Below are 15,387 nucleotides of genomic sequence, written 5' to 3'. Positions count from 1 at the left end.
ATGGCCTCGCTGCTGCTCTCCGAACTCGGCGCCGACGTCGTCCGCGTGGACCGTCCCGAACCGTCCCCCATCTCCGACTTCCTGGAGCGGGGCCGCCGGTCGATCATCATCGACCTCAAGCACCCGGCGGCGCGGACACGGTGCTGCGTCTCGCGGAGCGCGCGGACATCCTCATCGAGGGTTCCGGCCGGGCGTCGCCGAACGTCTGGGCATCGGCCCGGCCGCCGCCCACGCCCGCAACCCCGCCTGGTCTACGGCCGTATGACCGGCTGGGGGCAGCACGGCCCGCGGGCGGACACGGCGGGCCACGACATCAACTACATCTCCCTCACCGGTGCCCTGGCCGCGATCGGCCGGGCCGGCGGCCCGCCCAGGTGCCGCTCAATCTTCTCGGCGACTTCGGCGGCGGCGCGCTCTACCTGGTGGTGGGAGTGCTCGCCGCGCTGCACCACGCCCGCGCCACCGGCGAGGGCCAGATCGTGGACGCGGCCATCGTCGACGGTGTCACACATCTCGCGGCGATGATCTGGGCCGAGCGCCGCCACGGCGGGTGGGCCGACGAGCGCGGCCGCAACCTGCTCGACACCGGCACCCCTACTACGACGTGTACGCCACCTCCGACGGCGGCTGGATGAGCGTGGGCGCGCTGGAGCCCCGGTTCTACGCACGATTCGTCGAGTTGCTCGGCGTGCCCGAATGGGCCGGCTCACAACACGACCGTACGGCGTGGCCGCGGATGCGCGAGGCGTTCGCCACCCGCTTCGCCTCGCATCCGCGCGCCGAGTGGGAGAAGGTCTTCGACGGGGCGGACGCGTGCGTGACGCCGGTGCTCAACTGGTCGGAGGCCCTGCGCGATCCCATATGACGGCTCGGAACGTCCATGTCACCGTCGAGGGAGAAGCCGTCCCCGCCCCGGCGCCCCCGCTTCTCCGCCACGGCGACCCGTGCCGCCGGACCGCGGACAGCGCCCGGCACGCACAGCCTCGAGGTGCTGGAGGACTGGGACGTGCCGGGAGGCGGGAACTGCTCGGGCGGATCGGTCATGCGGCGGCCCGACGGGTGACAGAGCGGCCCGACGGCTCCTCAGCCCGGGAAGACGCCCGGCCCCCGACGCTGGAGACGCGCGGTGGCCGTCCAGTGCGGCGGCGGGCCCGGCACCTCCTGCGCGCGCCCGAGGCGGCGCAGGTGGGCCAGGATCACCAGCGCCCGGAGACCGTCGCACGCAGCGGAAAGCCCGCAGCCCTCCAGGGTGCCGGAGCGCCGCAGACGCCCGGCCAGCTGCCATGCGGTGACGGGCCCCTCACGCAGCACCGAAACCGCCAGAGCGTGCGCGCCGCGTGGTGGTCGCGCACTTCGCCGACGCGGGCCGCGATGTCGGGATAGCGGTACTCGTGGGCGGGCAGAACGAGATCCGGCTCCATCCGCACCAGCGGCTCCAGGGTTTCCAGATAGTCCCCCCAAGGGGTCGTCGGTCTCGTCCCTCGGCTGGTGCATCCCACGGTGGTCGCGGCAGCAGGTGATCCCCGGTCAGCAGCAAGCGGTGACGCGGCTCCCAGAAACAGAGGTGGCCCGGGGTGTGCCGGGTGTCCACAGCGTGGTGAGATCCCAGCCGGGAACGTCGGGCCGCTCGCGGTCGGCCAGGTAACGGTCCGGGGGCGGGCGTCCTGCCCGGAGCGCGTTCCGAGGTCGTCGAGAGCCTTCCTCGTCTCCGCCTCCGGCGCCCCGGCCCGGCGCAGCAGCGCTGCCAGCGGCAGGGCCGGATCGGCGCGGAACCGCGCGAGACCGGCGGCGTCCAGCGCGTGCAAGGACCCAGGCACCGGACGCCTCCCGGATGCGCGGGGCGAGGCCGTAGTGATCGAGGTGGGAATGGGTCACCAGAACGCCGCGGACGTCCTCGACCGCGTGCCGAGCGCCCGCAGCCCTGCGGTCAGCGCGCTCCAGCCCTCCTCGGTGTCCCAGCCCGCGTCGACCAGATAGGGGCCCGCTTCTGTCTCCAGTACGTAGACCAGGACATGCCCAAGAGGCCCCGGAAGCGGGATCGGAAGGCTCCACAGCCCCGGCCGCACACGAGTGAGGCGAGGTCGGCCGCCCTTCGGCGGCCGCCCTGTTCCGGAAACCCGGTCACCGTCCATGGACATGCCCCCTCTTTCAACATAGGCAACCTAGTAAACCATCGAAGCACTCCCAGTGAGCCAACAAGGAGCACTCATGCCCCACCCTTCCCGTCGCCCCACGGCGATCACCGCGCTGCCCGCGACACCGCGGCCTCCTCCTGCGTACGCCCCTCGGGCCCATGCTGATGGCCCACGGTCGGCACAAGGTGGCCGACCCGGGATGCCTCGACGGCACGACGGACGGGCCGCACACGCCAGTAGACTGGCGGTCCGGCGTGGCCCTTCCGCCGCCTGCCGGACCGCGAGCCGTCTTCGGCCGTGGGCGGCCCGGCGAGATGCAGACAGCGTCGCAGTGGGGACTGACATCAATGCCCGCATCCACATCCGACCGCGCCTCGGCCATCCAGCAGGCGAGGAGTCCCCTTCCCCCGTTTCCCCCGGAGACTCCCTCCACCAGGCCTCGTGGCTCGCCGCCGCGTTCGGCGCTCCGGCGGCGGCTCTACTCGACGACCGCGGGCAAGGCCCCCGGCAGGAGGGCTCCGTGACTGGGCCGGCTCGGGAGCGATGGCCCTGACCGGACTGCCCGACGGGGCACCGCTCGCGGCCCCGGAACCCCGGCCGCCATACTGCGCGTCGCGCTCGACGCGGTCGCCGCATTGAGCCGGGCACGGACGGGAAAGGCTGTCCGGCTGCCCGGGACCGAGCTGCTGGGCGAGCGCGCGGCCATCGCGGGGCTGTCCCGGCGCGGCCCGTGGTCGGCGGGCGGTGCCTTCAGGATCCTGTCCGCCGTGGACGGCTGGGTAGGCGTCTCACTGTCCGGGAGACCGATCGCGACCTCGTTGCCGCCCTCGTCGAGCACCCCGTGGAAACCGACGTCTGGGAGGTGCTCGAACGCTGGTCTGCGGACCGGAGGGCGGTCGATGTGGCCGAACGTGCCCAACTGCTGGGCATCCCGGCGGCCACGGTACCGGTGACGCCCGGCAGCATGCCGGACGACAGGCCGCGCACCGCTGCGGGACCGCCGGATCCGGCCCCAGGCCGGTGCTGATCGCGGCGGCGGCCCCGTAAGCACCGGCGCGGCGCCCGCTCGTGGTCGACCTCACTCCCTGTGGGCAGGCCCGCTGTGCGCGCGCTGCTCGGCCTGACCGGCGCGGAGATCGTCAAGGTCGAGAGCCCGCACCGCCTCGACGGCGCCGGTTCGGCCCGTCGGCTTTCTACGACCGCCTGCACGCCGGGCATGCGTCCGTTTCCCTCGATCTCACCTCACCGGCCGGCGTCGCCACCCTGCGGCGGCTCGTCGAATCGGCGGACGTCGTTCTCGAGGCCTCGCGCCCCAGGGCGTTGCGGCACCTCGGCATCGACGCCGAGGAGGCCGTGGCCTCGGGCACGGTGTGGACCAGCATCACGGCGTACGGGCGGACGGGACCATGGGCGAACCGTGTGGGCTTCGGGGACGACGTCGCCGCCGGAGCGGGTCTGGTCGTCCGGACCGAGCACGGGCCGCTGCCCTGCGGGGACCCCTGGCGGACCATTGACCGGTGTCACGCGGCGGTCTCCACGGCGGCGGCCCTCGCCGGGGAACAAGGCTGCCTGATCGACGTCTCCATGCGGGATGTCGCCGCCTTCGCCGCTCGGGGGCCCGCCGAACCGCACGCCGTACGGCGGGCCCGGACGGCGGCTGGTGGGTGGGGGCGGAGCACGAGGTCTTCCCGGTCCGCGCGCCCGCGCACCACGGCCGGGGCAGCGGGCCCGGAATCCGGAGCCGACACCGCACGCGTGCTCACCCGGTGGTGCCGTCCGTGAACCTGCTCATCGCGCGATGCCGCACCGGCGGGCACCTCACCGACGTCCGGATACGTGACGGACGGGTCGCCGAGGTGGCGGAGCGGCTGCGCCCGGCGCGGGACGAGGATCTCGTGGACGCGCGCGGGGGCGCGTTGCTGCCAGGGTCCACGACCATCATGCGCACCTGCTCGCCATGGGCGCCGCGGAGCGGTCCGTCGTCTGCGGTCCACCGGCCGTGCACGACGCCGCCGGACTGCGTGCCGTCCTGCGCGGGGCGGCAGACGCGGTTCCGCCGGGCGGCTGGGTGCGCGGCACCGGTACAGCGAGTCGGTGGCCGGCCTGCTGGACCGTACCGCCCTGGACGGCATGGTCGCCGACCGCCCGGTGCGCCTCCAGCACCGGGGCGGGGCACTGTGGATCCTCAACAGCGCGGGGCTGGCGGCCGTCGCTCCGGCGCTGGACGACTCCTTGGACGTCGAACGGGACGCGGCCGGACAGCCGACCGGCCGCCTCTGGCGCTACGACGTCCGGCTGCGGGCGGCGATCGGTGCCGAGCCGCCCGATCTGGCGTCCGTGGGCGAGCGGTTGGCCTCGTACGGGATCACCGGCGTCACGGATGCCACGCCGGACCTGGACGCGGCAGGTCTGGGCCTGATCGCCACCGCGGTGCATGGGGCCGCCTGTGTCAGGCGGTGCAGCTGCTGGGCGCCGCGACCGGGGCACCACTCGCTCCCGGCCTGTCCAGTGGGCCGTACAAGATTTTGCTGCGCGACCACGACCTTCCCGGTCTCGAGGAGTTGGCGGGCCTGATCGACCGGCCGCACCGGGCCGCGCGTCCCGTGGCGGTCCACTGCGTGACGAGGGAATCCCTGCTGCTCACCTTGGCCGCGCTGGAGATCGTGGGAACCCGCGAGGGCGATCGCGTGGAGCACGCGGCCGTGGTGCCGCCCGAAATATGCGAGCAATTGGCCGCCAAGAGGCTGACGGTCGTGACCCAGCCCTCCTTCATCGCCACACGGGGCGACACCTATCTGGCGTCGGTGGATCCCCGGGATGCCGAACACCTCTATCCCTACGCCACCTTGCTGGCGCACGGCGTGCCGACCGCGCCGTCGAGCGACGCCCCTTTCGGCGATCCGGACCCTTGGCGCACCATGGCCGCCGCGGCGTCCCGCCGGACCCCATCGGGGAGAGTGCTCGGCTCTCACGAACGTGTCGCCCCCGGGGTGGTTCTGGCCGGGTTCCTGTCCCCGCCGCACTCCCCCGGCGGCCCTCCTCGGCGCGTGGCACCGGGCTGCCCGGCCGACCTGTGCCTGCTCGGCGAACCCGTCGAAGCGGCCTTGGCCAGGCCGTCCGCCGACCAGGTGGTGCTGGTTCTGCGAGCGGGGAAGCCCGTCTTCCGACGCTGACCGCACAGCAGGGGCGACCGGGGCCGTCGCGAGTTACGGCCGTCTGCGTCCTCTGGTCCGCCGTGTCCGCCCGAGCGTTCGCGTGAAGCCGGTGCCGGTGCCGGTCACCAGGGCGACCCGGCCGTCATCCTGCGTCCCACCCCGTCAGAGGTGCCGCGTCGGGGTACAGGGTCCAGCCGCCGCCCGAGCGCACCCAGCCTCCTGCCGCGGCGGTACCACCGTCCACGTGGAGAGTGACACCGGTGACATAGCCCGCGCGATCGGAACAGAGGTACACCGCCGCGTCGGCGCACTCCTCGGCGGCGCCCTCGCGGCCCAACGGGACGTAGCGCCTGACGGCTGCCTCGCGGTCCGGTGGGCGAGGCGGCAGGGCACCCGGGTCCACCGGGCCTGTCAGGATCCCCCGGTTGCCGGCCGTTGCGGTGTGGTCGGGCGCCAGGGCGTTCACCCGGATCCGGTGCTCGGCCAGTTCGACCGCCATGGTCCGGGTGAAGCTGATCATCCCGGCCTTGCAGGCGGCGTACACCGCGTACATGGGAGCGGCACGCTCACCCTCGATGCTGGTGATATTGAGTATCGAACCGCCTCCGGAGGAAGCGATCATCGGCGCGGCGGCCGAGGTGGCCGCCAGCATGCCGACCAGGTTGATGTCGATGTGACGGCGCCAGCTGCGTTCGCTCTGGTCCAGGAAACGCCTGGCCCGCACACCACCGGCGTTGTTGACCAGGATGTCCAGTCGACCGAACGTCTGGTGCGCGGCCGCGACGGCTTCGGTCAGCGCGGCGGTGTCCATCACATCCGCCACCAGGGAGATCGCCGTACCCCGGCCTTCTCGGCCAGCGCCCTCGTTGCCTCGGCTCGCTGGAAGTCGATGTCGACCAGCCCGACCCGCACACCGGCCCCGGCCAGCGCGACCGCGATGGCCTGACCGATGCCCGCACCCGCCCCGGTCACCACCGCGGCCTTGCCGTCGAGGCCCAACTCGAAGGTCATCGCCCGCTCCTCTCCGACCGCCACTTTGCGATCACCTCACGTCCGTAGTGCTCCAAGGCCCCGAGGGCTTCGTCCAGGCTGCTTCCAGGCACACGCACGACGAACCAGCCGGCTCCGGCGTCGGCGAGCTCCTCGAGGTGATCGCGCCGGGGCAGGTAAGCGTCCGCTCCGGAGCGGACGTCACTGTGCGGCGTCTGCACCTGCACCTCGAGGGACGACGGGTCGCGTCCGGCCTCGGCGGCGAAGTGGCGCAACTCCGCGACAGCCGCCGCGAGGTCGGCCGGTGTCGACAGGGCCGTGGTCCGGGTGGTGGCCGCCATGCCGGCGCTGTTGAGCAGAGGAGACCAGCCCTGGGCCGCACGGGCGGCCCGCCGCCGTGCGTTCCGTCCGTTGCCGCCGATCCACACGGTGGATGAGGCACCTGCACAGGGCCGGGGGTGCTCACCGTGCCATGCGCGGTGTACCGAAGCCCTTCGCCGGTGTAGGACTCGTCGGCCCACAGGTCCCGCAGCACCTCGAGTGCCTGGTCGAACAGTTCACCGCGCCGCTCGAAGTCCACGCCGAGCGCGTTGAACTCCGACCGCAGATAGCCCCCGCCGGCACAGATCGTCAGCCGACCGCCGGAAAGCCGGTCCACGGTGGCGATCCGCTTGGCCGCCATCAGCGGGCTGTGATACGGCAGCACCATCAGATAGGTCATCAGGCGCAGCCGATCCGTGACCGCGGCGCAATAGGCGAGGGCGTCGAGCGGATCGAGGGTCGCGTGTCCCCCCGAGGTGAGCCACTTCCCCGACGGCGCGGGGTGCTCCGTGAACGCGATCGCGTCAAAGCCCGCCTCCTCCGCCGCGCGGGCGAACGCGCGCAGCCCCTCGGGCCCGTACAGCTCCGGCGCGCAGCCAGGCTTTCCGATCGGATGTTCGACAGTGAACCTCACGGCGCTCCCTTACTCGATCAATCCATCGTAGCTAACGAAGTTATTTATGTCAGCACGCAGCTGGACCTCAAGTCGATCGAAAATGTCATTTTCGCAAGCCCCACCCTTCGACCCGGCCGCCGAAAGGCTTGCGTACTACCCGACCTCGCCCTGGGGTGCCACTTCAAAGACACTCCGCAGGCCGTTGACAGGTGGCGAGTCGACATGCACCGTTGAAAACAGCATTTTCACAGGATCGAACTGATCACCACACACTCAAGGAGAGAGCCATGGAGAAGATCTGGGCGAACTCGGGTGACTCGCACTTCATGGAGCCGGAGGACCTGTGGCGCACCAACGTCCCCACACACCTGGCCGACCTGATGCCGCGGAGCGTCAAGGACCCCGACGGCATGTGGGAGACCGTCCACATCGACGGCATGTCCTTCCGCCGCGCCACTCCGCCGTCGGCGACTCAGGAGTTCCGCGAGGCGGCGAACCGGGCACCCGGTGCCCGTGACGTCACTTTGCGGATGAAGGACCTCGACAACGAGGGCATCTGGGGTGAGCTGGTCTTCCCGTCGCTGGGTCTGTGGAGTTCGTCGTTCCGCACCCCCGAAGCGCTGCGGGAGGCTCTGCGGGTGAGCAACGACTGGTCCTGGGAGACCATCGACCAGCGATCCGAGCGGCTGGTGGCCACCGCCCAGGTGTCCACGCTGGACATCGGGGACGCCGTCCGGGAGCTGGAGCGGACCGCGGAAATGGGATTCCGGGCAGTGTTCCTGCCGGTCAGGCCGCATCCGCTGCAGAAGGACTACAACGACGCCGCGTGGGAGCCCCTCTGGGCCGCCGCGGAGGCGGCGAACATGGTGCTGGCCTTCCACATCGGTACCGACCCGGTCGACCTCTCCACGGGCGCGATGGCCGGCGTCGTGTACCGGGGCCCCGGCGGGGCGGTACTGAACTACACCGAGACGACGTTCGGCGGTCAGCGCGCGGTGGTCAAGATGGTCGCCTCCGGGGCCCTCGACCGTCACCCCGACCTGAAGGTGCTGGTCGCGGAAGGTGGCGCCACCTGGGTACCGTTCATCGCCGACCGCATCGAGGAGGGTTACCGCCAGCACGCGGCCATGGTCCGCCCCAAGCTCAAGCGATCCCCGCGGGAGATCATCTACTCCCAGGTGTACGCCTCCTTCCAGCACGACCAGACCGCCGTCGCCGCCGCGACGTCCATGGGCTACGACAACGTCATGTGGGGCAGCGACTACCCGCACATGGAGGGCACCTTCGGACACACCCAGGAGACGCTGCACGGCCTGTTCGACGGCGTCGACCTGAAGGTCAGGGAACGGATCACCACCGGTGTCTTCGCCGAGCTGTTCCCCCACGTGCCCCCGCTGCCCGCGGCCGTCGCGGGAGCGTGAGCCATGTCCGACAACGTGATGTACGACTCGCCCACCGAGTTCCTGCACGATGTGGCCAGCGCCGGCGCCTGTGTCGCCCAGTCCGTCATCCCCCGCGACAAGGGCGGCTACGTGTGCGCCTGCTCCTGCGAGCGATGGGAGGTCATCGCCACGGACAGGGACGAGGGCCTGCGTCTGGCCCGGGCGCACACAGGGTCGCCCACGGGCTGAGCGACGTCCCCGGGGTGGTCAGCCGCGACCTGACCACCCCGGGAGCCGGGGAGACGATGGCCATGGCGGTCAGTCGAGGATGTCGATGACCCTTGTCGCCTCACTGCCCGCGAGGACCAGTTCGTCGGCCACCGCGAGGTGCTTGCGCCAGAACGCCTCCGCCGCGTCACCGTCACCCGAGCGCACCAGCTTCACCAGCTTCTCGTACGCCCGCACGGCCCGTTTGTTGTGCTGACGGCTCAGGCTGGGCGTGTTCTCACGGCGAGCGCGGACCACGATCTGCGACTGGCGCAGGATGATCTCGTAGACCATCCCCACCATGACGGCCAGGGTCTTGTTGCCGGAGAGCTGCACGAGACGCAGATGGAACTGGGCGGCACCCAGTGCGAATCGGTCCACGTCGTCCAGGTTGGCCCGCTCCTCCTCCAGCACCTGCTCCAGGGCCGCGTACTTCTCCTCGTCGCCGTCGAGCGCGAGCAGCCGCGCGGCCGGCGGCTCGATGGCACTGCGCGCCACGTAGACGTCGGCCAGCGTGGCACCCTCCAGTTGAAGCAGGAGGGCCGCCGGCCGGGCGACGGCCTCGGGACCAGGCACTGTCACCCTGGCACCGGTGCGCGAGCCTCGCCTGAGTTCCACGAGCCCTTCGGACTCGAGGACCCTGACGGCTTCCCGCAGAGTCGGACGGGAGACATTGAAGTGCGCCAGCAGTTCCGGCTCATGCGGCAGGAAGTCACCGCTCTTGAGCTCACCGTCGACGATCATGCGGCGCAGACGCCGAGCGACGAGCTCACCGGTCTTCGGCGCGCGCACGCCGTTGACCGCCGCCACCGCCCCCCCGTTGTTCCAGTTCACACCATCAGGACGCCGTTCGTCCGACCCCGCCATAGGTTTCCGCCTTCACTGTTTCACTGCGATCCGAGTCCGCCGTAGACACGGAGAGACCTGGGTTACGTCACTTACGAGGATAGCTATCTCGCCCGGCCCCGCGTCGGCCCGTCCAGGGTCGCCCGCGGCCGGGAACGGCGCAGAGCGGCTCGTCACGCGCTCCCTTGCTGACAGGCCACGGACGGAACTATTCTGACCCAACATGGTGAACTAAGAATCCTAGGTTGATTGCATCCGACGGAGACCGCGAAAGAGAGACGCCCATGGCTCCGCAAACCCCCGACACCGCGATCGTCGGGGTCGGCGCAACCCCGTACTACCCCCGCGGTGAATCACACCCGCAGACCATCACCGAGCTGGCGGGCAAGGCGATCCTGGCGGCCTGCGAGGACGCCGGGCTGTCGGTCAAGGACATCGACGGCTTCGCCTATTACTCCATGGCGGGCGGTGGCTATGGCCGGTCCATGGAGACCGCCTCCCTCATGGAGACCCTCGGCATCCCCGAAGTGACCTTCACCGCCTCGCTGACCGCCGGCGGGGGCGGCTCGGCCGGCTCCATCGGCCTGGCCCGCGCCGCCATCGTCGCGGGCGACGCGACCTGCGTGGTCAGCGTCATGGCATTGCAGCAGCTCCCCGAGTACCGGCTGGGCGGTGTCTTCGGCAAGGCCGAGCCCACGCCCGAGAAGTCGTTCATCCAGCCCGCGGGCCTGACCGGCCCAGGACACCTGATGTCGGTACTGGCCCGCCGTCATATGCACTCCTACGGCACCCGCCGCGAGGCCTTCGCCGAGGTCGCCATCTCCACCCGGGAGAACGCGATCACGCGCCCCACCGCGCTACGGCGCACGCCGCTCACTCTCGACGACTACTTCAACGCACGGATGATCGCCGAGCCGCTGTGCCTGTACGACTTCTGCATGGAGACGGACGGTGCGGTCGCCGTCCTCACCACCAGTCTCGAACGCGCCCGTGGCCTCCGCCAGAAGCCCGTGCCGGTCGTCGCGGCCGCGCACGGTGGCCAGCGGGAGTGGGGCCGGGGCTTCAGCTGGATGGGCATGCCGGAGGAGACGTTCGCCTCCTCCGGCCACGCGGCGGTGGCCCAGCGCCTCTACGCCAAGGCCGGCGTCGGTCCGGACGACATCGACGTGGCCCTGTTGTACGACCACTTCTCACCCATGGTCGTGATGCAGCTGGAGGACTACGGCTTCTGCGGCAAGGGAGAGGGCGGTGCCTTCGTGGAGAGCGGGGCCATCCGCTACAAGGGGGGCTCGATCCCCGTCAACACGCACGGCGGACATCTCTCGGAGGGCTACGTGATCGGCATGACCCACGTACGGGAAGCGGTGGAGCAGCTGCGCGGCACCGCCGTCAACCAAGTGCCGGGAGCGGAGCTGGCCCTGGTCAGCGGCGGCCCGGCGACCATCCCGGTCAGCGGTCTGATCCTGGGGCGTGACGCATGAGCGCCGCCCTGTCCCGGGCGCTGCCCGCCGAGCGGGTGCGGATCGCCACCGATCACGTCACCGAGCCGTTCTGGCAAGCGGCCCGGGAACGGCGGCTGACCGCACCGCGCTGTGCCGACTGCGGCCACTTCCGGCTGCCGCCGACCCCGTTCTGCCCCGAGTGCCAGTCACAGAACGTCGAATGGGTCCGGCTGTCCGGCCGAGGAAGCGTCTTCAGCTTCTCCGTCGTCCGCAACATCCCCGGGGTGGACGGTGCCGTGGTGGTGGCGGCCGTCGTCGATCTGCCGGACGCGCCGGGTGCCCGCCTCGTCAGCAATGTGATCGATGCCGATCCGGACGAGATCCGGATCGGCATGGAACTCGTCGTGGATTTCTCCCCCATCTCGGACGGCTGGCTGCTTCCGGTCTTCCGTCCTCATCACCCCCGTCCCTGAAGTCAGCCCCGTCCCTGAAGGCACTCAGTCTTCCCCCGAGCCACATGAGTGCCAGTGGATACCCGTACGCCCCGGGAGCTCTCGTCGGATTCCCGGGGCGTACAAGTGTCTGGCCGGTGGCTCGTCCGCATCGCGACAACCCGCAGACGCTGGGACGAACGCATCCATGCCCAACCGCGACGACGTACCGCCGGGGGCATGTCCGGGCCTGAGACCATCAGATGTCTCAAGCGGTGCGATCACGCTGGTCCGTACCGCCGAGGTAGGCGGCCCGGAGCAGGCCCGGGTCGCGGCGCAGTTCGTCCGCGGGCCCGCTGTGCACCAGACGGCCGCGTGCCAGCGCGTACACCCGGTCCACCACCTCCAGGGCGGCGGGCACATGCTGCTCGACCAGCAGCACGCCGAGTCCGCGCTCCACAGCCAGGGTACGGAGCGTCCGCAGCAGCTCTCCGGCGATTCTCGGGGCGAGGCCGAGCGACATCTCGTCCACGAAGAGCAGTCGAGGGCGCCCCAACAGAGCACGCACAAGAGCGAGTTGCTGCTGTTCACCCCCGGACAACAAGCCGGCGCGACGGGACAGCAGCGGACGCAGCTGAGGCAGCACGGTCAGTGCCTCCTCGATCAGGGCCCGGCCGCCGCGCCGCTGTTCCAGGCAGAGCACGAGGTTCTCCCTGACGGTCAGCTGCCGGAACAGCCCCCGGTCCTCCGGGACCAGGCGCAGACCGCGCCGGGCCAGAGCACGGGCCCCGGTGCGCGCGGTGACCGGGGCGCCGAGCAACTCGATCTGCCCGGCGTGGGCCGGCAGACAGCCGGACAGGGTCAGCAGTGTGGTGGTCTTGCCCGCGCCATTCGGCCCGAAGAGGGCCACCACCTCCCCCGGTGCGACGTGCAGGTCGACATCGCGGACGACGATGCCCGCGCCGTGGCCGGCGTGCAGGCCCCGCACTCGCAGGACGGCGGGCGCGGGCTCGGCGGCGGCACCTGCCGTGTCGGTTGCGCTGTCCGCGCCGGTCATGACGGGCTCCCTTCGCCCAGGTAGGCCGCGAGGACGGCGGGGTCCTTCCTGACCTCCGCCGGGGTCCCCGAGGCGAGCAGCTTTCCGCCGTCCAGGACATGGACGTGGTCGCAGTTGCCGAGGACCAGGCTCATGTCGTGCTCCACCAGGAGCACGCTGGTGCCCCGGTCGCACACGCCTCTGAGGCGTCGGCCCAGTTCTTCGCTCTCGTGGGTGTCGAGGCCCGCCGCGGGTTCGTCGAGGAGCAGCACGTCGGGGCGGGCCATCAGGGCGCGGGCCAGGGCCACCAGCGCGCGCTGCCCCTGGCTGACGGCACCGGGCAGGAGGTCCGCGACACCGTCGAGCCCGAGCGACCCCAGGAGGTCGTGCAGGACCGGGATGTCGGCGGAGGGCATCCGCCTGAGCTGGTGCCACCAGCGCTGGTCGGTTTCTCCGGGCATTCCGGTGGCCACGTTCTCCGCCACGGTCAGATCGTCGAACAGATCGAGCGACTGGAAGGTGCGCACCAGCCCGGCGCGGGCGCGCCGGTAGGGCGCCAGGTTGTCGAGCCGGCGATCGCCGAGGTACACCTCGCCGCGTGCGGCGACATAACCGGTGCACGCGTCCAGCAGGGTGGTCTTGCCGGCGCCGTTGGGGCCGATGAGACCGGTGAGGGTTCCCTCCGCGACCTCCAGGCTCACGCCTTCGAGGGCGCGCACGCCGCCGAAGGTGACGTGCAGATCACGGAGTGCGAGTGACGACACGCTCGGTCTCCTCTCCCAGTACGGCGGCCTTCTCGCCGGACGGTTCCGGCACGGCCGGGCGGCGCCGCCTGCCGGCGAGCCACCGCATCTGCCGGTCGAGCTCCCCCGCCACACCACCGGGGTGGTCACCAGGGCGACGAGCAGTCCGATCGCGCTGACGATCGCGTTGTACTTGCCGAGTTCCAGCCGGCGGTCGAGCGCGTAGTACACCAGCCCGCCGGGACCATGAGACCGGCGATCACGGCACCGGAGACCCGGCTGATGCCCGCGAGGTACACCACCGCGACGTAGGTGAGCGACACGAACACGTCGAAGTTCTGGAAGGCCAGACTCTTCTGCTGGTACCCGAGGAGTACACCGGCTGTTCCCGCGAGCCCGGCGGCGATGCCGAAGCCCGTCAGCTTGACCCCGGCGATGTTGATGCCCGCCGCCGCGGCCGCTCGCTCGTTGGCGCGGATCGTCAGCATCTGGCCGCCGAGGCGGGTCCGGCGCAACCAGACCACGCCGACCGCGCAGGCCGTGACGGTGAACAGGGCGAACAGGGCGAACCCGACGTCTCCGCCGCCACCGAGCCCGACGCCGAACAGGCGCAGTTCCGGTACCCGGCTGCCGCCGAACCCGCCCGTCCAGTCGGGTTCTTGAAGACGAACTCCGACACGGCCACGGCAAGGCCCAGAGTGACGACACCGAGGGTCACTCCCCGTATGCGCAGCGCGGGCACGGCGACGCCCACGCCCAGGAGCACGGCGAGCGCCACCGCGATGAGCGGTGGGAGCGGGAACGGGAGATGGGTGTGCGTGGTGAGATTGCTGAGCACGAATCCGGCGGCACCGGCGAAGGTCATCTGGGCCAGCGAGATCTGTCCGAGCATGCCGGTGACGACGACGATGCCCAAGCAGACCAGGACGGCGACGACGGACGTGGTCAGTGCCGTGCGGTACGGCCCGTCCAGAGTGAGGATCAGCGCCACGCCGGCCAGGAGCGTCGCGGCGACGGTGATCGGTTTCGTGCCGCCGCGCGGCACCGCCGGCAGCCGCGGGTCCTCTTCCGTACCCCGGGAGGGCAGCCGCCCGCCGCCGACGGCGAGCGTCACAACGATCACCAGGAAGGGCAGTACGTCGCGCAGTCCGGTCTGCGGCAGCCAGGAGTAGTCACCCTGAAGCTTCAGTACGACGCTCTGGATCATGCCCAGGGCGATGCCGGCGGCGACCGTCACGCCGAAGGAGCGCAGTCGTCCGACGATCGCCACGGCGAGCGCCGGCACGACGAACAGACTGTTGGTCACCGGGTCGAGCCCCGTGATGGGGCTGGCGAGGATGCCCAGCAGCCCGGCCAGCGCCGATGACCCCAACCAGGCCAGTGCGGAGAGCCGGCCGGGAGAGTGCCCGAGGAGCATGGCCGCCCGTTCGTCCTCGGCGACCGCCCGCATCGCCAGTCCGGTGCGGGTGAACCGCGTCACGGCCCACAGCAGGACAGCGGCGGCGATGACGGCGCCCGCGAGCAGAAACCTGTCCCAGGGCACCGTCAGACCGCCGATGTGCACGGGGTCGTTCGCCAGGATCGGCGGCACACTGGCGCTCGTGCTCGGAAATCGCAGGACCGCCAGGGACTGCAGGACCATGGCGATGCCGACGGCGGCCACGAGTTTCAGCAGGCCCGACGCCGCCCGCAGCGGACGGAAGACCAGTGCGTAGGCGACCAGGCCCAGGAGCATCGCGACTGCGAGGCAGAGCAGTACGGCGGCCCAGATCGGCAGGACGGGCATGGAGAACGTGCCGATCGGGAGGACGAGCAGGTTCTCGTTGTGCAGGAAGGCGTAGGTGTAGCCGATGTACATCCCCATCGCGCCCAGGGAGATGTTGATGACACCCGCGGCCTGGTAGGTGAGCACCACTCCCGTGCCCAGCGCGGCGTAGATGGTTCCCGCGCCCAGGCCCAGGAGGGCGAATTGCAGGAGCTCGATCATGTCGTTCCTTCGGTCCGCCGGTGAGCCACCGGGAGC

17 protein-coding genes and 3 pseudogenes are annotated in these 15,387 nt (G+C 71.2%); 9 read left to right on the top strand and 11 right to left on the bottom strand.

The window, feature by feature from the left end; all coding sequences use genetic code 11:
* Positions 1-635: pseudogene (locus tag LIV37_RS52875) on the top strand (CoA transferase).
* The gene (locus LIV37_RS52870) at positions 605-865 is read left to right on the top strand and encodes a CoA transferase (protein WP_420834379.1); all 261 of its coding nucleotides are present in this window, start codon (positions 605-607) and stop codon (positions 863-865) included. The pseudogene LIV37_RS52875 and the gene LIV37_RS52870 overlap by 31 nt, the downstream one beginning before the upstream one ends.
* 218 nt (positions 866-1,083) lie before the next feature.
* Here the strand turns inward: LIV37_RS52870 and LIV37_RS50140 are convergent, their stop codons facing one another.
* From LIV37_RS50140 to LIV37_RS50135, 3 genes are all read right to left on the bottom strand, one after another.
* Positions 1,084-1,311, bottom strand: a complete 228-nt coding sequence (locus tag LIV37_RS50140) for a hypothetical protein (RefSeq protein WP_254807180.1) — start codon at positions 1,309-1,311, stop codon at positions 1,084-1,086.
* Positions 1,301-1,762, bottom strand: coding sequence for an MBL fold metallo-hydrolase (locus tag LIV37_RS52865; protein ID WP_420834396.1), 462 nt, complete (start codon positions 1,760-1,762; stop codon positions 1,301-1,303). The genes LIV37_RS50140 and LIV37_RS52865 overlap by 11 nt, the downstream gene beginning before the upstream one ends.
* 109 nt (positions 1,763-1,871) lie before the next feature.
* Complete coding sequence (locus LIV37_RS50135) at positions 1,872-2,138, bottom strand: MBL fold metallo-hydrolase (protein ID WP_254807179.1); 267 nt, start codon at positions 2,136-2,138, stop codon at positions 1,872-1,874.
* Between the two features lie 1,065 nt (positions 2,139-3,203).
* Between LIV37_RS50135 and LIV37_RS50130 the strand changes: the two genes are divergently transcribed.
* The 3 genes from LIV37_RS50130 (at position 3,204) to LIV37_RS50120 (ending at position 5,308) form a co-directional block, all read left to right on the top strand.
* Positions 3,204-3,917: a CoA transferase gene (locus tag LIV37_RS50130; protein WP_254807178.1), complete on the top strand. Its 714-nt coding sequence runs from the start codon at positions 3,204-3,206 to the stop codon at positions 3,915-3,917.
* A gap of 312 nt (positions 3,918-4,229) precedes the next feature.
* Positions 4,230-4,709 carry a hypothetical protein gene (locus LIV37_RS50125; RefSeq protein ID WP_254807177.1) on the top strand — a complete coding sequence of 160 codons (480 nt, stop codon included), beginning with the start codon at positions 4,230-4,232 and terminating at the stop codon, positions 4,707-4,709.
* Positions 4,592-5,308 carry an amidohydrolase family protein gene (locus LIV37_RS50120; protein WP_254807176.1) on the top strand — a complete coding sequence of 239 codons (717 nt, stop codon included), beginning with the start codon at positions 4,592-4,594 and terminating at the stop codon, positions 5,306-5,308. Before LIV37_RS50125 ends, LIV37_RS50120 begins: the two co-directional genes overlap by 118 nt.
* Positions 5,309-5,432: 124 nt before the next feature.
* Here LIV37_RS50120 and LIV37_RS50115 read toward each other — a convergent pair.
* From LIV37_RS50115 to LIV37_RS52860, 3 genes and pseudogenes are all read right to left on the bottom strand, one after another.
* Positions 5,433-6,301: pseudogene (locus tag LIV37_RS50115) on the bottom strand (SDR family NAD(P)-dependent oxidoreductase).
* Complete coding sequence (locus LIV37_RS50110; RefSeq protein ID WP_254807175.1) at positions 6,298-6,621, bottom strand: hypothetical protein; 324 nt, start codon at positions 6,619-6,621, stop codon at positions 6,298-6,300. Before LIV37_RS50110 ends, LIV37_RS50115 begins: the two are co-directional and overlap by 4 nt.
* 95 nt (positions 6,622-6,716) lie before the next feature.
* Positions 6,717-7,235: pseudogene (locus tag LIV37_RS52860) on the bottom strand (TIGR03619 family F420-dependent LLM class oxidoreductase); the annotation flags it as partial.
* A gap of 269 nt (positions 7,236-7,504) precedes the next feature.
* On the opposite strand from LIV37_RS52860, the gene LIV37_RS50105 reads away from it, so the two are divergent.
* Together LIV37_RS50105 and LIV37_RS50100 are read left to right on the top strand one after the other, a co-directional pair.
* On the top strand, positions 7,505-8,638 hold the full coding sequence (locus LIV37_RS50105) for an amidohydrolase family protein (protein ID WP_020874725.1): 1,134 nt from the start codon (positions 7,505-7,507) through the stop codon (positions 8,636-8,638).
* A gap of 3 nt (positions 8,639-8,641) precedes the next feature.
* Complete coding sequence (locus LIV37_RS50100; protein WP_020874724.1) at positions 8,642-8,848, top strand: hypothetical protein; 207 nt, start codon at positions 8,642-8,644, stop codon at positions 8,846-8,848.
* Positions 8,849-8,917: 69 nt separating this feature from the next.
* Here the strand turns inward: LIV37_RS50100 and LIV37_RS50095 are convergent, their stop codons facing one another.
* Entirely contained in the window at positions 8,918-9,700 is a 783-nt protein-coding gene (locus LIV37_RS50095; RefSeq protein ID WP_020874723.1) for a FadR/GntR family transcriptional regulator, read from the bottom strand.
* A 296-nt stretch (positions 9,701-9,996) separates the two neighbouring features.
* Between LIV37_RS50095 and LIV37_RS50090 the strand changes: the two genes are divergently transcribed.
* Positions 9,997-11,193: a thiolase C-terminal domain-containing protein gene (locus LIV37_RS50090; RefSeq protein WP_020874722.1), complete on the top strand. Its 1,197-nt coding sequence runs from the start codon at positions 9,997-9,999 to the stop codon at positions 11,191-11,193.
* Positions 11,190-11,627, top strand: coding sequence for a Zn-ribbon domain-containing OB-fold protein (locus tag LIV37_RS50085; protein WP_020874721.1), 438 nt, complete (start codon positions 11,190-11,192; stop codon positions 11,625-11,627). The genes LIV37_RS50090 and LIV37_RS50085 overlap by 4 nt, the downstream gene beginning before the upstream one ends.
* A gap of 226 nt (positions 11,628-11,853) precedes the next feature.
* Here the strand turns inward: LIV37_RS50085 and LIV37_RS50080 are convergent, their stop codons facing one another.
* The 4 genes from LIV37_RS50080 to LIV37_RS50065 form a co-directional block, all read right to left on the bottom strand.
* The gene (locus LIV37_RS50080; RefSeq protein WP_020874720.1) at positions 11,854-12,642 is read right to left on the bottom strand and encodes an ABC transporter ATP-binding protein; all 789 of its coding nucleotides are present in this window, start codon (positions 12,640-12,642) and stop codon (positions 11,854-11,856) included.
* On the bottom strand, positions 12,639-13,385 hold the full coding sequence (locus LIV37_RS50075; protein WP_020874719.1) for an ABC transporter ATP-binding protein: 747 nt from the start codon (positions 13,383-13,385) through the stop codon (positions 12,639-12,641). Before LIV37_RS50075 ends, LIV37_RS50080 begins: the two co-directional genes overlap by 4 nt.
* A gap of 125 nt (positions 13,386-13,510) precedes the next feature.
* Entirely contained in the window at positions 13,511-13,879 is a 369-nt protein-coding gene (locus LIV37_RS50070; RefSeq protein ID WP_254807174.1) for an ABC transporter permease subunit, read from the bottom strand.
* Positions 13,846-15,351: an ABC transporter permease subunit gene (locus LIV37_RS50065; RefSeq protein WP_254807173.1), complete on the bottom strand. Its 1,506-nt coding sequence runs from the start codon at positions 15,349-15,351 to the stop codon at positions 13,846-13,848. The genes LIV37_RS50070 and LIV37_RS50065 overlap by 34 nt, the downstream gene beginning before the upstream one ends.
* Between the last annotated feature and the right edge of the window lie 36 nt (positions 15,352-15,387).

Origin of the sequence: Streptomyces rapamycinicus NRRL 5491 (genome assembly GCF_024298965.1) — a bacterium.
In the GTDB taxonomy this organism is placed as follows: Bacteria; Actinomycetota; Actinomycetes; order Streptomycetales; family Streptomycetaceae; genus Streptomyces; species Streptomyces rapamycinicus.
Note: the sequence above shows the minus strand (reverse complement) of the source record. Positions and strands in the feature narration are given on the sequence as shown.

What these genes read in the sequence shown, in the direction of transcription:
- LIV37_RS50135 (WP_254807179.1), bottom strand. Translation starts at nt 2,138, where the DNA reads ATGTCCATGGACGGTGACCGGGTTTCCGGAACAGGGCGGCCGCCGAAG.
- LIV37_RS50110 (WP_254807175.1), bottom strand. Translation starts at nt 6,621, where the DNA reads ATGGCGGCCACCACCCGGACCACGGCCCTGTCGACACCGGCCGACCTC.
- LIV37_RS50105 (WP_020874725.1), top strand. Translation starts at nt 7,505, where the DNA reads ATGGAGAAGATCTGGGCGAACTCGGGTGACTCGCACTTCATGGAGCCG.
- LIV37_RS50100 (WP_020874724.1), top strand. Translation starts at nt 8,642, where the DNA reads ATGTCCGACAACGTGATGTACGACTCGCCCACCGAGTTCCTGCACGAT.
- LIV37_RS50090 (WP_020874722.1), top strand. Translation starts at nt 9,997, where the DNA reads ATGGCTCCGCAAACCCCCGACACCGCGATCGTCGGGGTCGGCGCAACC.
- LIV37_RS50085 (WP_020874721.1), top strand. Translation starts at nt 11,190, where the DNA reads ATGAGCGCCGCCCTGTCCCGGGCGCTGCCCGCCGAGCGGGTGCGGATC.
- LIV37_RS50080 (WP_020874720.1), bottom strand. Translation starts at nt 12,642, where the DNA reads ATGACCGGCGCGGACAGCGCAACCGACACGGCAGGTGCCGCCGCCGAG.
- LIV37_RS50065 (WP_254807173.1), bottom strand. Translation starts at nt 15,351, where the DNA reads ATGATCGAGCTCCTGCAATTCGCCCTCCTGGGCCTGGGCGCGGGAACC.